This is a genomic window from Streptomyces sp. NBC_01478 (genome assembly GCF_036227225.1).
Taxonomy (GTDB): Bacteria; Actinomycetota; Actinomycetes; order Streptomycetales; family Streptomycetaceae; genus Streptomyces.
In genome coordinates this window covers 7,576,052-7,590,465 of the sequence record NZ_CP109444.1, presented here as the reverse complement: position 1 = coordinate 7,590,465, position 14,414 = coordinate 7,576,052, and the positions used below count along the sequence as shown (strand labels likewise).

General features: G+C 70.8%; 15 protein-coding genes. 3 read left to right on the top strand and 12 right to left on the bottom strand.

The window, feature by feature from the left end:
• Nucleotides 1–37: 37 nt before the first annotated feature.
• The 4 genes from OG223_RS34490 to OG223_RS34475 all read right to left on the bottom strand — a co-directional run bounded on the left by OG223_RS34490 (nucleotide 38) and on the right by OG223_RS34475 (nucleotide 3,906).
• Nucleotides 38–793, bottom strand: a complete 756-nt coding sequence (locus tag OG223_RS34490; protein WP_329257022.1) for an AIM24 family protein — start codon at nucleotides 791–793, stop codon at nucleotides 38–40.
• 16 nt (nucleotides 794–809) lie between these two features.
• On the bottom strand, nucleotides 810–1,490 hold the full coding sequence (locus OG223_RS34485; RefSeq protein ID WP_329257019.1) for an AIM24 family protein: 681 nt from the start codon (nucleotides 1,488–1,490) through the stop codon (nucleotides 810–812).
• A gap of 11 nt (nucleotides 1,491–1,501) precedes the next feature.
• On the bottom strand, nucleotides 1,502–3,196 hold the full coding sequence (locus OG223_RS34480; RefSeq protein WP_329257017.1) for a TerD family protein: 1,695 nt from the start codon (nucleotides 3,194–3,196) through the stop codon (nucleotides 1,502–1,504).
• Nucleotides 3,197–3,309: 113 nt separating this feature from the next.
• The gene (locus OG223_RS34475) at nucleotides 3,310–3,906 is read right to left on the bottom strand and encodes a M48 metallopeptidase family protein (protein WP_329257014.1); all 597 of its coding nucleotides are present in this window, start codon (nucleotides 3,904–3,906) and stop codon (nucleotides 3,310–3,312) included.
• Nucleotides 3,907–4,125: 219 nt separating this feature from the next.
• Between OG223_RS34475 and OG223_RS34470 the strand changes: the two genes are divergently transcribed.
• Both OG223_RS34470 and OG223_RS34465 read left to right on the top strand, forming a co-directional pair.
• Nucleotides 4,126–5,364: a TOMM precursor leader peptide-binding protein gene (locus OG223_RS34470; RefSeq protein ID WP_329257011.1), complete on the top strand. Its 1,239-nt coding sequence runs from the start codon at nucleotides 4,126–4,128 to the stop codon at nucleotides 5,362–5,364.
• Nucleotides 5,357–6,745: an ABC1 kinase family protein gene (locus OG223_RS34465; protein WP_329257008.1), complete on the top strand. Its 1,389-nt coding sequence runs from the start codon at nucleotides 5,357–5,359 to the stop codon at nucleotides 6,743–6,745. The genes OG223_RS34470 and OG223_RS34465 overlap by 8 nt, the downstream gene beginning before the upstream one ends.
• Nucleotides 6,746–6,815: 70 nt before the next feature.
• On the opposite strand, the gene OG223_RS34460 is transcribed toward OG223_RS34465, so the two are convergent.
• The 5 genes from OG223_RS34460 to OG223_RS34440 form a co-directional block, all read right to left on the bottom strand.
• The gene (locus OG223_RS34460; RefSeq protein WP_329257005.1) at nucleotides 6,816–7,025 is read right to left on the bottom strand and encodes a hypothetical protein; all 210 of its coding nucleotides are present in this window, start codon (nucleotides 7,023–7,025) and stop codon (nucleotides 6,816–6,818) included.
• Between the two features lie 136 nt (nucleotides 7,026–7,161).
• Entirely contained in the window at nucleotides 7,162–7,491 is a 330-nt protein-coding gene (locus tag OG223_RS34455; RefSeq protein WP_329257002.1) for a hypothetical protein, read from the bottom strand.
• The gene (locus OG223_RS34450; protein WP_019058340.1) at nucleotides 7,488–7,856 is read right to left on the bottom strand and encodes a WhiB family transcriptional regulator; all 369 of its coding nucleotides are present in this window, start codon (nucleotides 7,854–7,856) and stop codon (nucleotides 7,488–7,490) included. The genes OG223_RS34455 and OG223_RS34450 overlap by 4 nt, the downstream gene beginning before the upstream one ends.
• Nucleotides 7,857–8,029: 173 nt before the next feature.
• A complete protein-coding gene (locus OG223_RS34445) occupies nucleotides 8,030–8,347 on the bottom strand; it encodes a hypothetical protein (protein WP_329256998.1) in 318 nt (105 codons plus the stop codon).
• Nucleotides 8,348–8,515: 168 nt separating this feature from the next.
• Nucleotides 8,516–10,714: an ATP-dependent DNA helicase UvrD2 gene (locus tag OG223_RS34440; protein ID WP_329256995.1), complete on the bottom strand. Its 2,199-nt coding sequence runs from the start codon at nucleotides 10,712–10,714 to the stop codon at nucleotides 8,516–8,518.
• Between the two features lie 184 nt (nucleotides 10,715–10,898).
• Between OG223_RS34440 and OG223_RS34435 the strand changes: the two genes are divergently transcribed.
• Complete coding sequence (locus OG223_RS34435) at nucleotides 10,899–11,141, top strand: mycoredoxin (RefSeq protein WP_019072117.1); 243 nt, start codon at nucleotides 10,899–10,901, stop codon at nucleotides 11,139–11,141.
• 73 nt (nucleotides 11,142–11,214) lie between these two features.
• Here OG223_RS34435 and OG223_RS34430 read toward each other — a convergent pair whose 3' ends face one another.
• The 3 genes from OG223_RS34430 to OG223_RS34420 form a co-directional block, all read right to left on the bottom strand.
• Entirely contained in the window at nucleotides 11,215–11,817 is a 603-nt protein-coding gene (locus OG223_RS34430) for a class I SAM-dependent methyltransferase (RefSeq protein ID WP_329256991.1), read from the bottom strand.
• Nucleotides 11,818–11,851: 34 nt separating this feature from the next.
• Nucleotides 11,852–12,796 carry an NAD(+) diphosphatase gene (gene nudC / locus OG223_RS34425; protein WP_043674596.1) on the bottom strand — a complete coding sequence of 315 codons (945 nt, stop codon included), beginning with the start codon at nucleotides 12,794–12,796 and terminating at the stop codon, nucleotides 11,852–11,854.
• A 156-nt stretch (nucleotides 12,797–12,952) separates the two neighbouring features.
• Nucleotides 12,953–14,365, bottom strand: a complete 1,413-nt coding sequence (locus OG223_RS34420; protein WP_329256988.1) for a dipeptidase — start codon at nucleotides 14,363–14,365, stop codon at nucleotides 12,953–12,955.
• Nucleotides 14,366–14,414: the final 49 nt, after the last annotated feature.

The window sequence follows — 14,414 nt, the reverse complement described above, 5'->3', positions numbered from 1 at the left end:
CAAGTGCGGGCGCCCCTTACGTCGGTCTTCCGGACGCTCAGCTCCAGGCGTTGCCCTGGTTCTGGGCGTGTGCGCCGTGCTGGCCCATGCCGAACTGGGCGGCGACGCCCTGGCCGATCGCCGCGTTCTGCGGCGGCAGGAGTTCGCTGGGCTGGACGAGCGCGTAGCCGCTGCCCATGAAGCTCAGCTCCCAGCCCTCGCCGGTGTTGCCGCGGCGCCGCCACACGCCGGAGGAGTGCGTCTGGGCCTGCATCTGGACGCGCAGGCCGGTGGACCAGGCGACGATCGCGTCGGCGTCGCAGTTGACGTACTTGTCGGGCGTGACCTGCATCATCAGGGGCGCGCCCGAGGTCATCAGGGCGACCTTGCCGCGGCCGGTGATGTTGAGCTGGTACTTCCCGGAGCCGGAGATGCCGTACAGGCTGTCCACGGCGATGACCTCGTGGTGCAACGAGGAGTCCATCGCGAGGACGTAGCTGCTGTCGACGGTGAGGCCGTCCTGTTCCACATCCACTACGTGGATGTGCTGGGCGAGGTTGGCGAGGAAGACCGTGCCCTGCCCGTGGCAGCGCATCAGGTTGAGGCCCTCGCCGGTGTAGGCACGCGCGCGTCCCTGCTGGTTGCTCTGGTACTCGGCGTCGAACTCGACGAGCCCCTGGTAGGCGACCATCGTGCCCTTGCGGGCGAGGATGTCGTCGTGGCCCTCCAGGACGACGCGCAGCATCTGCTTGTTCTGGAGGCTGTAGCGGTCCTGGGACTGCGAGTCGTTGAACGCGAAAAGCGGGCTCTGCATGGTGTCGTGTCCCCCCTCAGCCCCGGAGCCGGAGTCGGTCGGTGCTGTCCTCGCTGGGCTGGACGACGACGATGCCCTGCCCGGAGAAGGCCATCTGGTAGGCCTCGCCGCTGCCGCGGCCGATCAGCGACTGCGCCTTGAAGCTCCGCTTGCCCTTCACCTTGAGGTTCGGGGACCAGGCGACGAGCGCGTCCGGGTCGACGTAGGTCTCGTCCTCGCCCCCGCCGCAGTCGACGACGATCGGCTTGCCCCGGGAGGTCAGCGCGACCCAGCCCTGGCCGGTGATCTTGGTGTTCCACAGGCCCTGACCGGCGAACTTCGCCAGCCCCTTGACCCGCTCCACACCCCATGTGAGGTGGGCGTCGAAGGCAAGCAGGTTGGTGGCGTTGACGGAGATCCCGTCGCCGTTGAGGTTGATCACGACGACGTCGGCGCCGTAGTCGGCGAGGTAGAGCAGTCCGTCGCCGGAGCACTTCATCAGGGGCGCGCCCTCGCCGGTCATCCAGTCGCGCGCGATCTGGCGCACGGCCGGCGGGTTGGGTTCGTACTGGATGAAGCCCTCGTAGGCGATCATCGAGCCCACGCGCGCGAAGAGGTCGCTTCCGGTCTGCATGGCGACCTTCAGCATGTTGTTGCCGTGGTTCTCCATGCGGGCGGTGACGGGTGCGGGGGCGTAGCCCGCGAGCGGCTGGTTCATGACGGGCTCCCTCAGACCTCGTACGGCTGGACGACGATGAAGTTGCCGGGGGCGGCCCGGAACTGCAGGTTGACGCTCTCCCCGGTGTCTCCGGGGTACGCGTTGCGGCGCATCCGGACCTGGCTGGAGACGATCACCTGGGCGGCGGCGGACCAGGCGACGACCGCGTTGCAGTCGGCGAACGTGGTCGGCGTGACCGGCAGCACCACGGGCGAACCGTGGGTCTTCACGACGATGGTGCCGGTCCCCTGGAACTGCATCGTGAACAGCGCGCCCCCGGGGATGCCGTGTCCCTCGATACGGCGGACCTCGTACTGGAGGCTCTCGTCGAAGGCGAGGACGTTCTCCGCGGAGACGCAGATCGCGTCCCCCTGGAGCTCGACGGGGTGCAGATGGGTGGAGTTCTCGGCGAGGAACACCTGGCCCTGGCCCGTGCAGCGCATGAGCTGCATCTCCTGGCCGGTCGCGTTGCCGACGATCCGCCCGGCGAACCCGGCGCCCTTGTAGCCGAAGTCGACCTTGCCCTGGTAGAGCACCATGCTGCCCTGACGGGCCAGCACGGGCTGGCCGCCGATGCCGAGGTCGACGCGGACGAGCTTCTTGTTCTGCTGCGTCCAGCGCTGCCCGGTGGGCGTCTCCTTGAACTTCTCCAGCGCGGCCGACACACCGGCGCCCTGGGGAGCGCCCTGGGGCACTCCGTAGCCGGCCGCCTGCCCCGGGACCTGCCCGAACGCGGGCGGCTGCTGCCCGTAGCCGGGAGGCGCGGGCGGCTGACCGTAGCCCGGGGGCGGGGTCGGCTGCCCGTAGCCGGGCGGCGGGCCCGGCGCGTGCGGAGCCTGGGGCTGCGCGTAACCGGGCGGCGGAGGCGGGCTCTGGCCCGGGGCCTGCTGTCCGTACGGCGGCTGCGGCTGGCCGTAGGGCGCGGGCACGGGACCCGGGGGCGGCACCGTGCCCGCCCCGGGCGGGGTCATGGGCGCGATGATGGTCGGCGCGGCATGCACGGAGGGCGCGGGTGCCGGCGCCGGCACCGGCGGAGGTGCGTACCCCTGCGCGACCGGCTGGGGAGCCGGGGCGGGTGCCGGAGCCGCGGGGGCGCCGAAAGCGGGCGGGGCGAAGCCGGGGGCGGCGCCGGACTGCGGCGGCACGGGCTGTGCCTGCTGCGGCTCGGGCGTCTCCTCCTCGGCGACCTCGCCGCCGAAGTTCTTCAGCAGCGCGTCGAGGCCACCGTCGAAGCCCTGACCGACGGCGGCGAAGCGCCAGACGTCCTTCAGGTAGAAGTCACCCAGCATCACGGCCCGCTCGGTGGTGAACTCCGAACCGTTGAACGAGTAGCGGGCCACCTCCTCGCCGCCCGCGACGATACGGACGTACCCGGGGGCGATCTGCGACATCTGCCCGGCGCCGTCGAGCGTCGCCGTGAACGACAGTTTGTGGATCTGCGGCGGGATCTTGTCGAGCGTGACCCGGAAGGACTCCGAGTCGCCCGCCTGGGCACCCAGGAGCTGGATGGACTCCTCGGGGGACTTCGGCTGGTTGAAGAACACGAAGTACCGGTCGTCCGAGAGCCGCTCCTCGGCGTCGAGTCCGAAGCAGCTAATGTCGAACGTCAGTCCGGGGCCGGTGATCTGCACACCTACGTACAGATCCGTGCCCGCGGTGAGGTCACTGATCTTGGCCTTGTGGCCGCGTTGGAATTCCCTGGCCATGCGTAACGACCGTCCCCCATCCCGATGCAAGTGAGTCGCGCCAGGCTAACGGCAATCACTGACACCGGAGGATGTCGGTACAGACCCGGTACACAATCCCCCACAAGGGGCCGTCATTCGTCGCGGGTGCCGGGGGGATGGGGCAGCCGCTCGGCCGCGACCACGCCTTCGAGGTATCCCTTGGCCCGCTCGGTGCGCGGATAGGCCTCCAGGAGCCGCCAGAAACGCGGTCCGTGTCCGGGTACCAGGAGATGCGCCAGCTCGTGCAGCAGCACGTAGTCGACGACGTACTCGGGCATGCCCTGCAGCCGGTGGGAGAGACGGATGCTTCCCTCGGAGGGCGTGCAGGAGCCCCAGCGTGTGTTCTGGTTGGTGACCCAGCGCACCGAGGTGGGCCGGGCACGGCCGTCGAAGTACTGGGCCGACAGTCGCTCGGCGCGCTCGGACAGCTCCGCGTCACCGAGCACGCGTTTGCTTTCCTGGGCGGCCAGTTTGTCGAGCATGACGGTGACCCAGCGCTTCTCCTCCGCCTCGGACATCCGGGCGGGGATCAGCACGACGGTGCGATCGCCCTCGCGGTACGCGGAGACCGTTCTGCGCCGACGCGCACTCCTGCGGACCTCGATCGCGCTCGCCCCCGAGCCGCTTGGCGGCTGTCTCGTCGTACTGCGCTGTGGTTTTCCGGCGCTGTGCAGTGGGTCGGCGGGCACGCCACGACGTTACCCTCTGCACACGCGGGAAGTCCCGACTCCGGGGCGGTTTCGGTATCGATCCGCCACCAAGCGTTTGATTTGTACGACGAATCCCACAGCCTGTGGACAACTTTCTGCACCCGACGCCCGGGCCGGGCAGGCTGGCATCGCAGGCGGAGCACCGACCGGTTCCGCCGGCACCACGGGACGTACTTCCTAGGGCTACGGGGGCCTGTCATGCATCCGATGGTGAAGCCCGCGCTGCGGCGCGGCTGGCGCGATCTCCACACCGTGCAGTTCGGGATGACACCGGCGCACGCGATGACTTTGGGCCCGATGGACACGGCGACGGGCAGTTTCCTGGACCTGCTCAACGGCACACGCGGACTGCCTCTCCTGCGCGAGGAGGGCCACCGGATGGATCTGCCCGAGGGCCATGTCGACCAGTTGGTGGAGGGGCTGGCGCACGCGGGCCTGCTCGACGACGCGAAGGGCGGCGGGCCCGCCGCCGACGCCCTCCGCGCGAAGAAGGACGTCCTCGACCGGCTGCGCCCGGACCTCGCGTCGCTCTCCCTGCTCACCGGCGAGCCGGGCGAGTCGATGGGCCGTCTGGCGGCGCGGCGCGAGCTGCGCGTGCAGGTGAGGGGCGCGGGCCGGGTGGGCGCGGTGCTGGCCGCGCTGTTGTCGGGCGCGGGGGTCGGCGAGGTCGACGTGCGCGACGGCGGTCATACCGAGCCCTGGGACATCGCTCCGGGCGGGCTGCCCGCCGAGGCGGTCGGCGAGCGCAGGGACGAGGCGGCGCGGCGGGCGGTCCGTCGGGCGGCACCGGACCGCCCGCCGCGCCGGACCTCGCACGCCACGGCGGAGGAGAGCGACCCCGGTTTCTCCCTGGTGGTCCTCGCCCCGCGCGACGACGTCGCCGTGCACGCGCCCGACCCGGCCGCCGCCACCGGCCTGATCGTCTCGGGGACCCCTCATCTGTACGCCGGTGTCGTGGAGGGCACGGGAGTCGTGGGCCCGCTGGTCCTGCCCGGCGAGACGTCCTGCGCGGGCTGTCTGCACCACGCGCGCACCGACCGGGATCCGACCTGGCCCCGTCTGGTCGCGCAGTGGCGCTCCGGGAAGCAGCCGCAGGTGCGGCCCTGCGACCTGACGCTGGCCACGACCGTCGCCGGGCTGGCGGCCGCGCACGCGCTCGCCTTCCTGGACGGGCAGTCACCGTCCAGCGCGGGCGCGCGATGGGAGGTCTCGCTGCCCTCTCTGCACTGGCACGCGCGGCCGGTCTGGGCGCATTCCGCCTGCCCGTGCGGCGCCGCAGAGAAGAGCGCGGAGAAAGGTGCGAAGAAAGGTAAGGAGACACACACCTCTACGGACGAGGATCGACACGCGACAATGGGAGGGGACCGGCCGTCGAGGGACGTGCGCCGTAAGGCAGACTCGGCCCGGCCGGCCGGGACTTGGAGGGCGCATGTCTGATCTTCCCCGCAAGGCGGTCACCCGCACCGCCAAGCTCGCCGCGCTCCCGCTCGGCTTCGCCGGGAGAGCGACGTGGGGGCTCGGGAAACGGATCGTGGGCGAGTCCGCGGAGATCGTCGGCCGCGAGCTGCAACAACGCACGGCGGAGCAACTGTTCAAGGTGCTCGGCGAGCTCAAGGGCGGTGCGATGAAGTTCGGGCAGGCACTGTCCGTCTTCGAGTCGGCGCTGCCCGAGGAGGTCGCCGGTCCCTATCGTGCCGCGCTGACCAAGCTCCAGGAGGCGGCGCCGCCGATGCCGACGCGCACCGTGCACGGTGTGCTGGAGGAGCGGCTCGGCGCGGACTGGCGCGCGTTGTTCCTGGAGTTCGAGGACAAGCCCTCGGCCGCCGCGTCGATCGGCCAGGTGCACCGGGCGGTGTGGCACGACGGCCGCGAGGTCGCGGTCAAGGTGCAGTACCCGGGCGCCGGCGAGGCTCTCCTGTCCGATCTGACCCAACTGAGCCGTTTCGCCCGCCTGTTGGGCCCCCTCATCCCCGGGATGGACATCAAGCCCCTCATCGCCGAGCTCCGCGACCGGGTCTCCGAGGAGCTGGACTACGGCCTGGAGGCGCAGGCCCAGCGGGCACACGCGGAGGAGTTCGAGGGCGACCCGGATGTCCTGGTGCCCGCCGTGGTCCACCAGTGCGACCAGGTCCTGGTCACGGAGTGGATCGACGGGATCCCGCTGTCGGAGGTGATCGCCGACGGCACCCAGGAGCAGCGCGACCGGGCAGGCCAGCTCCTGGCCCGCTTCCTCTTCTCCGGGCCGGCCCGCACCGGCCTGCTCCACGCGGATCCGCATCCGGGTAACTTCCGGCTGCTGCCCGCCGATCCGGACGGCAAGGACGACTGGCGTCTGGGCGTCCTGGACTTCGGCACGGTCGACCGTCTTCCCGGTGGCCTGCCGACACCCATCGGCGACTCCCTGCGCATGACGCTCGACGGCGACGCCGAGGCGGTCTACGAACTGCTGCGCGCGGAGGGCTTCGTCAAGGATTCGATAGAGCTGGACCCCGACGCCGTCCTCGACTACCTGGTGCCGATCATCGAGCCGGCCCAGGTCGACGCGTTCACCTTCAGCCGCGGCTGGATGCGCAGCCAGGCCGCCCGTATCGCCGACCCCCGCTCCCCCGCCCACCAGTTGGGCAAGCAGCTCAATCTGCCCCCGGCGTATCTCCTGATACATCGAGTGACATTGAGCACAATCGGCGTCCTGTGCCAGTTGGGCGCGACGGTGCGGCTGCGCGAGGAGCTGGAGGAGTGGCTGCCGGGGTTCGTTCCGGAGGACCCGGAGGAGTACGAGGAGTACCTGGACGAGGAGGAACCCGCCGCGGAGGCGTGAGCCGAGACCCGGAGTGCGCGGGTCGGGTCGGTGATGGCGCGAGGCGGGCGAATGGTGGCGCGAATGCGGCCTACCACCAGGACGAGTCCAGCCGTCCCTCGATCGCCCTGAGGTTCTCCCTGGCACAGATGTCGCAGAAGTAGCTGCGGGTTCCGTTCTCCACGGAGCAGGTCCAGGTGGGCTGGGGGCCTTCGGACCGGGTGCCGCAGCGGGCGCACACCAGGGGCTGGGGCTCCACGGTGGAGGCGCTGTTGTCGCTGCCTCCGGGAGGACTCGTCACGCGGCGACGATATCGCCGCGGCCGGGGATCGGCGGGCAGAACGCACCGCGGGGGCCGGTCCGTTCGGACGGACCGGCCCCCGCGGGGGAGCTTTCACCTCCCGGGGTCGGGAGGCCACCGCTTCAGGTGTGATCGGTTACTGCATGACGGCCATGGCGAGCGCACGGCGGGCGCGCATCGAGGCACGCTCGGCCTTGCGCTGCATCCGGCGGGCGGCCAGCAGGCGCAGCGCCTGCCGGTCCCGCTCGGCCTCCCGCAGTCGCTCGTGCATATGCGCACGGGCCATGGCTTCTGGGATGAGTTGCATCTCTCGGGTCCTGTTCTGGCGCGACTCGGTCGCACCCGGAGTGGTGAAGTCTGGGATCGCGGAGCCGACGGGCTCGCTGGGGGTGGACGGCTTCATCGGGGCCTGCTTCTTGGGATCGTGCGTGAGGGGGCGGTCGATCGTTCCGAGGGTGATGTTCATGCCGTGACCGGGTTCTTGCGCGGACGGCCACGCGGCCGCTTGCGGGCCACGACGACACCCTGGACGAAGAGCTCGCCACCCCAGACGCCCCAGGGCTCACGCCGCTCCTTCGCGCCGGCGAGGCAGGCCTCGATCAGCGGGCAGGTGCGGCAGAGGGACTTGGCGTACTCGACATCGGCCGGCGACTCGGCGAAGAAGACCTCCGGGTCGTAGGAACGGCAGGGGACGGGCACGCCCAGGTTCTCGATGGCGTCGTCGAGCGCGGTGAGCGTAGTGAGCGGAGTCAAGGTGGAGTCCTCCGTGAGGCCGGGCGGGGGGATCGTTTCGGAAGGCGGTACGGACGGGGCGTGCGCTTCGAGTTGCACGGTTGTTCTTCCTCGTCTGGTCGGTCCGGCCCTGTTGGGCCGGTTGTCGGCTTGGTACCGGGTTCTTTTCTTGTCCCGAGGCCCCTTCGCTCCGTCGTCCCCGTTCGGGGAAAACAGAAGGGCCGCGGATCCCGGGTGGGGTTCCGCGGCCCTGAAGGCGCCGGCCTGATCGATCAGGCTGGATCACTCCAGGGTTCTGGCCCACGGAAGGCCCACATCTGGTGGTGCTGCGTCGTCTGCTTCCGGCCTCCGGCACCGGGCGCAAAGGCATAGGCCTGCGCCTGTGCTCCTACTGCTTCCAGTGCCTTGGTCGGTCGCTCATTGCGCTCACGGACGGGAAGGACCGCGAGAGACACGGCGGACGCCGGACGGGCGGCAGAAATGCCGGACAGACCGGTGCCCAGGTTCGAAACGCCGAGCATGCACAGGGAGACGACCGAGGGATCGGTCATTTTCACGGTGCTGGCGGAGCTGGTGTTGATGCTGATCACTGGAATCGCCTCCTCTCGGCGTCTCGGGGGACCGGGGGTGAGACCGGTCCTTCGGATATGCAAGTACAGCACGGGATCAGGGCCTTCGAGAAGGCCCCCTGTTCCCGTGTCTAAGAACCTATGGGGATTGCTGGGGCATGCGCAAACTATTTTTTCGACGAGTTTGAATCAGTCCTCCGCGACACCCGCCGCAGGCTCCTGACCGTCGCAGATGGCCAGGACATCGGCCCCGTAGCGGTTGAGCTTGCGGACGCCGACGCCGGGGATCCGCGCGAGTTCGCCCTCGTCGTCGGGGACGGTCTCGGCGATCGCCATCAGCGTCTTGTCGGTGAAGACGCAGAAGGCGGGCTGACCGCTGCGCTGCGCCTGGACCTCCCGCCACTCGCGCAACCGCTCGTAGAGACCCTCGTCCATGTCCGAGGGACAGTCCTCGCAGCGCATCAGCTTCATCTCACCGGCCTCGGTGAGGGTGCGGCCGCAGACCCGGCAGCGCGCCACGGTGCGTTGCGTCCGGCGCGGTACGGGTTTGGGGCCGGCGCCCGTGAAGCCGCGCTCGATGCCGCCGGGAGCGACCGTGCCGGGTCTGCCCGCGCCACCGGTCGAGCCGGGGCGCAGGCCGTTCAGGAAACGGCTGGGGCGGCGGCTGGGGCGGCCGCCGGGTGAGCGGGAGAGGGCCCAGGAGACGTACAGCCGCTCTCTGGCGCGGGTGACTCCGACGTAGAGGAGGCGGCGCTCCTCCTCGATCTGTTCGTCGGTCTTCGCGTAGGTGATGGGCATCATGCCCTCGGCGACGCCGACCAGGAAGACGACGTCCCACTCCAGGCCCTTGGCCGAGTGCAGGGAGGCGAGGGTGACGCCCTGGACCGTCGGGGCGTGCTGGGCGTTCGCCCGCTCGTCGAGTTCGGCGACCAGGTCGGCGAGGGTGGCTCCGGGTCTGGCCGCGGCGAAGTCCTGGGCGAGGTTCACCAGGGCCGCCAGCGACTCCCAGCGCTCTCTGACGGCGCCGGAGCCGGCCGGGGGCTCGGTGGTCCAACCCTCGCCGGAAAGGACGGCACGGACCTGGGAAGGCAGGTCGATGACGTCGTCGAGGAGGGCGTCGTTGCCGCCGAAGCGGGCCGCTCCGCGCAGGGCGATGCCGGCCTTGCGGACCTCGGGGCGGTCGAAGAACCGCTCGGCGCCGCGCAGTTGGTAGGGAACTCCGGCGTCGGCGAGGGCCTGTTCGTAGGTCTCGGACTGGGAGTTCGTGCGGACCAGGATCGCGATCTCGCTCGCCGGGACGCCCGCGTCCATGAGGTCGCGGATGCGGCGGGCCGCGCCCTCGGCCTCGGCGGGCTCGTCGGTGTACTCGACGTAGACGGGCTCGGGGCCCGCGGCGCGCTGGGAGATCAGCTCCAGCCGGTGGTCGGCGGCACGGCCGCGGGCCTGGGAGAGCAGGCCGTTGGCGAGATGGACGACCTGCGGGGTGGAGCGGTAGTCGCGGACCAGCTTGACGACGGTGGCGCCGGGGTGGCGGGTGCGGAAGTCGAGCAGGTGGTCCGGCGTCGCTCCGGTGAAGGAGTAGATCGTCTGGCTGGCGTCGCCGACGACGCACAGGCTGTCGCGGTCGCCCAGCCACAGCTCCAGGAGGCGCTGCTGGAGCGGGCTGACGTCCTGGTACTCGTCGACCACGAAGTGCTGGTACTGCGAGCGGACCTGTTCGGCGATGTCGTGCCGGTCCTGGAGGACGGCGACGGTGAGCAGCAGGACGTCCTCGAAGTCGATGACCCCGCGGTCGCGCTTGACGTCCTCGTAGGTGGCGTAGAGCTGGGCGATCTCGGCGGGGGCGCGGGGGACGTCACGGCCCGCCTTGGCCGCCGCGGCCGCGTAGTCGGAGGGAACGGTCTGGGTGACCTTGGACCACTCGATCTCCGCGGTGACGTCCCGCAGTTCGCCGCGGTCGAGGCGGATGCGGCAGGCGGCCGCCGCGTCGGCGACGAGCTGGATCTTGCGGTCGACGAGCCGGGGCATGCTGCCGCCGATCGCTTTCGGCCAGAAGTACTGGAGCTGGCGCAGCGCGGCCGAGTGGAACGTACGGGCCTGGACTCCGGTGGCGCCGAGCTGGCGCAGCCGGCCGCGCATCTCGCCCGCGGCGCGGTTGGTGAAGGTGACGGCCAGCACGCTGGAGGACTGCAGGACCCCGGCGCGCACTCCGTAGGCGATGCGGTGGGTGATCGCCCGTGTCTTGCCCGTACCGGCGCCCGCCAGCACGCACACCGGACCGCGCAGGGCGGTGGCCACCTCGCGCTGCTCGGGGTCGAGCCCTTCGAGCACCGCGTCGGCCGAGTCCGGTACCTGCGGGAAGAGGGAGGAGTGCGTTGCTGCTGTCACACGGCCATGCTGCCAGGTCGCCGGAGACAGGTGAGTCGGTTGTCCACAGGGAGGCCCCCGCAGTCGTACTAATGCGGCAGGCGTCACCCGCCAGGGGATACCCCCGGCGGGAATGGCAGGTGCGTCGCGTACGTTCCCTCCACTGCGAGAACCTATTCCCTGAGCTGTTGAGGAGCGCGAGAGAATGTCGGGCACCGTGACGATGTACAGCACCACCTGGTGCGGTTACTGCCGTCGGCTGAAGAGCCAGATGGACCGCGAGGGCATCGCGTACAACGAGGTCAACATCGAGCTGGACCCGGATTCCGCGGCGTTCGTCGAGAAGGCGAATGGCGGGAATCAGACGGTGCCGACTCTGCTCTTCGCCGACGGTTCGACGCTCACGAACCCTTCGCTGGCCCAGGTCAAGCAGAAGGTCGGCGCCTGATCGACGGTCGGCGCGCGCAGCTCCGCAGAAGGCGGTCCCTGACAGGTCAGGGACCGCCTTCTTGTTGTCCGCTTCACGCGACGGGCTTGTCCCACACGGCCACATAGCGCCACAGGAGCCGTCGTCGGAACCTGGCGCCGGGCAGCAGGCGCCGGACGGCTTCGCGGGCCTCTCCCCAGCACATGGCCGAGTCCTCCATGGGCATGCCGACGGGTCCGAGCTTCCCGCCGTGCCGTCGCGCCAGGAACCGGCTCACGGGCAGCCCGCAGCCGCTGATCACCCGGTCCAGGAACGTCCGGTTGTACGCCAGGCCGACGATCACCAGTCGGCCGCCGGGGGCCAGCAGGCTCACCAGCCGTCCCACAGCGTGCTCGAACTCCGTGTGGTGGACGACGGCGACCGCGCTGACGAAGTCGTACGTGCCTTCGTCGAGTGAGGTGCCGTCGAGGTAGTCCGCCTCCATGAAGGTGACGTTCTCCGGCACGTCGGCTCGGGCGAGCCGGATCATCTGCGGCGAGCGGTCCACGCCCGTCACCGATCCGGCCCTGTTCGCCAGCTTGCGGGCGAGCAGGCCGTCCCCGCAGCCGATGTCGAGGGCCGCACGGCAGCCGTCGGGCACGGCGTCCACCACCACGGGGTGGTAGTGGACGTTGTGGTTCCAGTACGGATCGGTCATCCGCGAACCGCCGCCCACGCCTCCCTCGGTCGCCTCAGACGAAGGTCCGCGTCGGCAGCGGCTTGCCGTACCAGAGCTCGATCAGACGGGCCGCGATCGAGATGCCGTACGGGGGCAGCACCTCTTCGGACTCGAAGGCCGCGCGCAACTCCTCCCGGGAGAACCAGCGGGCCTCGTGGATCTCGTCGCCGTCGACGTTGATGTCGGTCGAGGTGGCGCGGGCCATGAAGCCCAGCATGAGGCTGGACGGGAAGGGCCAGGGCTGGCTGGCGACGTACTCGACGTGGCCGACGGTGATGCCGGCCTCCTCGAAGACCTCGCGGCGCACCGACTGCTCGATGGACTCGCCGGGCTCCACGAATCCGGCGAGCGTCGAGAAGCGGCCCTCGGGCCAGTGGACCTGGCGGCCGAGCAGGATGCGATCCTCCTCGTCGGTGACGGCCATGATCACGGCGGGGTCGGTGCGCGGGTAGTGCTCGGCGCCGCAGGCCGGGCAGCGGCGGATGTGTCCGGCCGCGGCGATCACCGTGCGTTCGCCGCAGCGGGAGCAGAAGCGGTGCAGGCGCTGCCAGTTCTCCAGGGCGACCGCGTGCACCATCAGGCCCACGTCCCGGGGCGACAGCAGCAGACCGGCCTCGCGCAGGCCGGCGGCGCGCGCCGACTGGTCGATACGGCCGGGGAGGGCGTCCTTCTGGAGGGCGAAGTAGCTGACGCCGTCGTCGTCGGTGCCCAGGAAGTAGCGGTGCGCCTCGGTGAGGGGGGCCTCGAAGGACGGGGTCATGACGAGTTCGGTCTTGCCGTCGGGTGTCTCGTCGATGAGGACCTGGCCGCCGGAGACCACGAAGCAGCGGGTGGTGGGGTGGCTCCATGCCGCGGCGAGCCAGGCCTCGTCGAGCCGGTGGTGGGCGGCTCGGTCGATGCCGCTCGGGGCGGTGAGCGAGATGGGTCGGTCGGCTGTGTGGTCGGTCCAGGTGGTCACGGGTGCTTCCAACTCCCCCGGCAATGCGGATTGGTTCGGCGGGCGGTTCAGCGGGACGTACGGCAGGAGGCGACCGGGTCCGGCGGGGACGGGGTGTGCGGGGCGGTTCTTCCAGTGTGCCCCGCGCGCGTGGCCGTTCCGGATCGCGCGGGATCGTCAGGGCGCATGACGCCAGGTGTCGGCGAGGTCTCCCCACAGGTGGGCGGTGGTTTCGACGCCCTTCAGGAGGAGGTCGAGTTCGACCTTCTCGTTCGGGGCGTGCCAGCCGTCGGAGGGGACGGAGATGCCCAGGAAAAGGACGGGTGCTCCGAGGACTTCCTGGAGGTCGGCGGCCGGTCCGGAGCCGCCCTCGCGGGTGAAGAGGACGGGCTTCTCGAAGGCGCGGGCCATGGCGCGGACGACGGACCGCAGGGCCGGGTGGTCCAGAGGTGTCAGGCACGGGCGCGTGGCCGCGCTGAAGGTGATCTCCTGCCGGATTCCGGCGGGCACCTGCGTTGCGGCCCAGTCTCGGACGACCTTCTCGATGTGGTCGGGGTCCTGGCCTGCGACCAGCCGGAAAGAGAGCTTCACCATGGCCGAGGACGGGATGATCGTCTTGCTGCCCGGGCCCTGGTAGCCGCCGCCGATGCCGTTGACCTCGGCGGTGGGGCGGGCCCAGATGCGCTCCAGGGTGGTGTGTCCGGCCTCCCCGTGGGTGGCGTGCGACTTGGCGGTGCGCAGCCATTCCTGCTCGTCGAAGGGCAGCTCGGCGAAGAGCTCGCGCTCCTGCTCGGTGAGCTCGACGATGCCGTCGTAGAAGCCGGGAACGGCCACGCGTGCGTGCTCGTCGTGGAGTACGGCGACGAGGCGGGCGGCGGCGGTCGCCGGGTTGGGCACGGCGCCCCCGAAGGAGCCGGAGTGGATGTCCTGGTCGGGGCCCTGCAGCCGGATCTCGCACTCGGCGAGGCCGCGCATGCCGGTACACACCGTGGGGGTGTCCTCGGACCACATGCCGGTGTCGGAGACGATCACGGCGTCGGCGGCGAGCCGGTCGGCGTGCTTCTCGACGAGCGCCCGGAAGTGCGGGGAGCCGGACTCCTCCTCGCCCTCGACGAGCAGCTTCAGGTGCACGGCCGGGGCGGTGCGGCCGGTGGCGGCGAGGTGGGCGCGGACGCCGAGTGTGTGGAAGAACACCTGGCCCTTGTCGTCGGCCGCCCCGCGCGCGTAGAGGCGGTTCTCGCGGACGACGGGCTCGAAGGGCTCGCTGTCCCAGCCGTCCTCGCGGGCGGCGGGCTGTACGTCGTGATGGCCGTAGACGAGGACCGTGGGTGCCTCGGGGTCGTCGGAGGGCCATTCGGCGAAGACGGCGGGGGCGCCCGGGGTCGGCCAGACCTCGACGGTCGGGAAGCCGGTCTCCCGGAGTGTGGCGGCGAGCCAGTCCGCGCTGCGCCGGACGTCGGGCGCGTGCTCGGGCTGCGCCGACACGGACGGGATGCGCAGCCAGTCGGCGAGGTCGTCGAGGAAGGCTGCGCGGTGCTGCTCGATGTACGTGCGGACCGCGCTGACGGCACTGTCAACGGTGTGGCTCATGGTCACGAGCCTATCGGCCCGCACTGACATCCTCGGTGGGCGGTTCCTC

Bases quoted from the DNA above. Each gene is read 5' to 3' on its own strand.
- OG223_RS34480 (WP_329257017.1), bottom strand. From the start codon at position 3,196: ATGGCCAGGGAATTCCAACGCGGCCACAAGGCCAAGATCAGTGACCTC.
- OG223_RS34485 (WP_329257019.1), bottom strand. From the start codon at position 1,490: ATGAACCAGCCGCTCGCGGGCTACGCCCCCGCACCCGTCACCGCCCGC.
- OG223_RS34490 (WP_329257022.1), bottom strand. From the start codon at position 793: ATGCAGAGCCCGCTTTTCGCGTTCAACGACTCGCAGTCCCAGGACCGC.
- OG223_RS34455 (WP_329257002.1), bottom strand. From the start codon at position 7,491: ATGAACATCACCCTCGGAACGATCGACCGCCCCCTCACGCACGATCCC.
- OG223_RS34420 (WP_329256988.1), bottom strand. From the start codon at position 14,365: ATGAGCCACACCGTTGACAGTGCCGTCAGCGCGGTCCGCACGTACATC.
- OG223_RS34465 (WP_329257008.1), top strand. From the start codon at position 5,357: ATGTCTGATCTTCCCCGCAAGGCGGTCACCCGCACCGCCAAGCTCGCC.
- OG223_RS34430 (WP_329256991.1), bottom strand. From the start codon at position 11,817: ATGACCGATCCGTACTGGAACCACAACGTCCACTACCACCCCGTGGTG.
- OG223_RS34470 (WP_329257011.1), top strand. From the start codon at position 4,126: ATGCATCCGATGGTGAAGCCCGCGCTGCGGCGCGGCTGGCGCGATCTC.
- OG223_RS34435 (WP_019072117.1), top strand. From the start codon at position 10,899: ATGTCGGGCACCGTGACGATGTACAGCACCACCTGGTGCGGTTACTGC.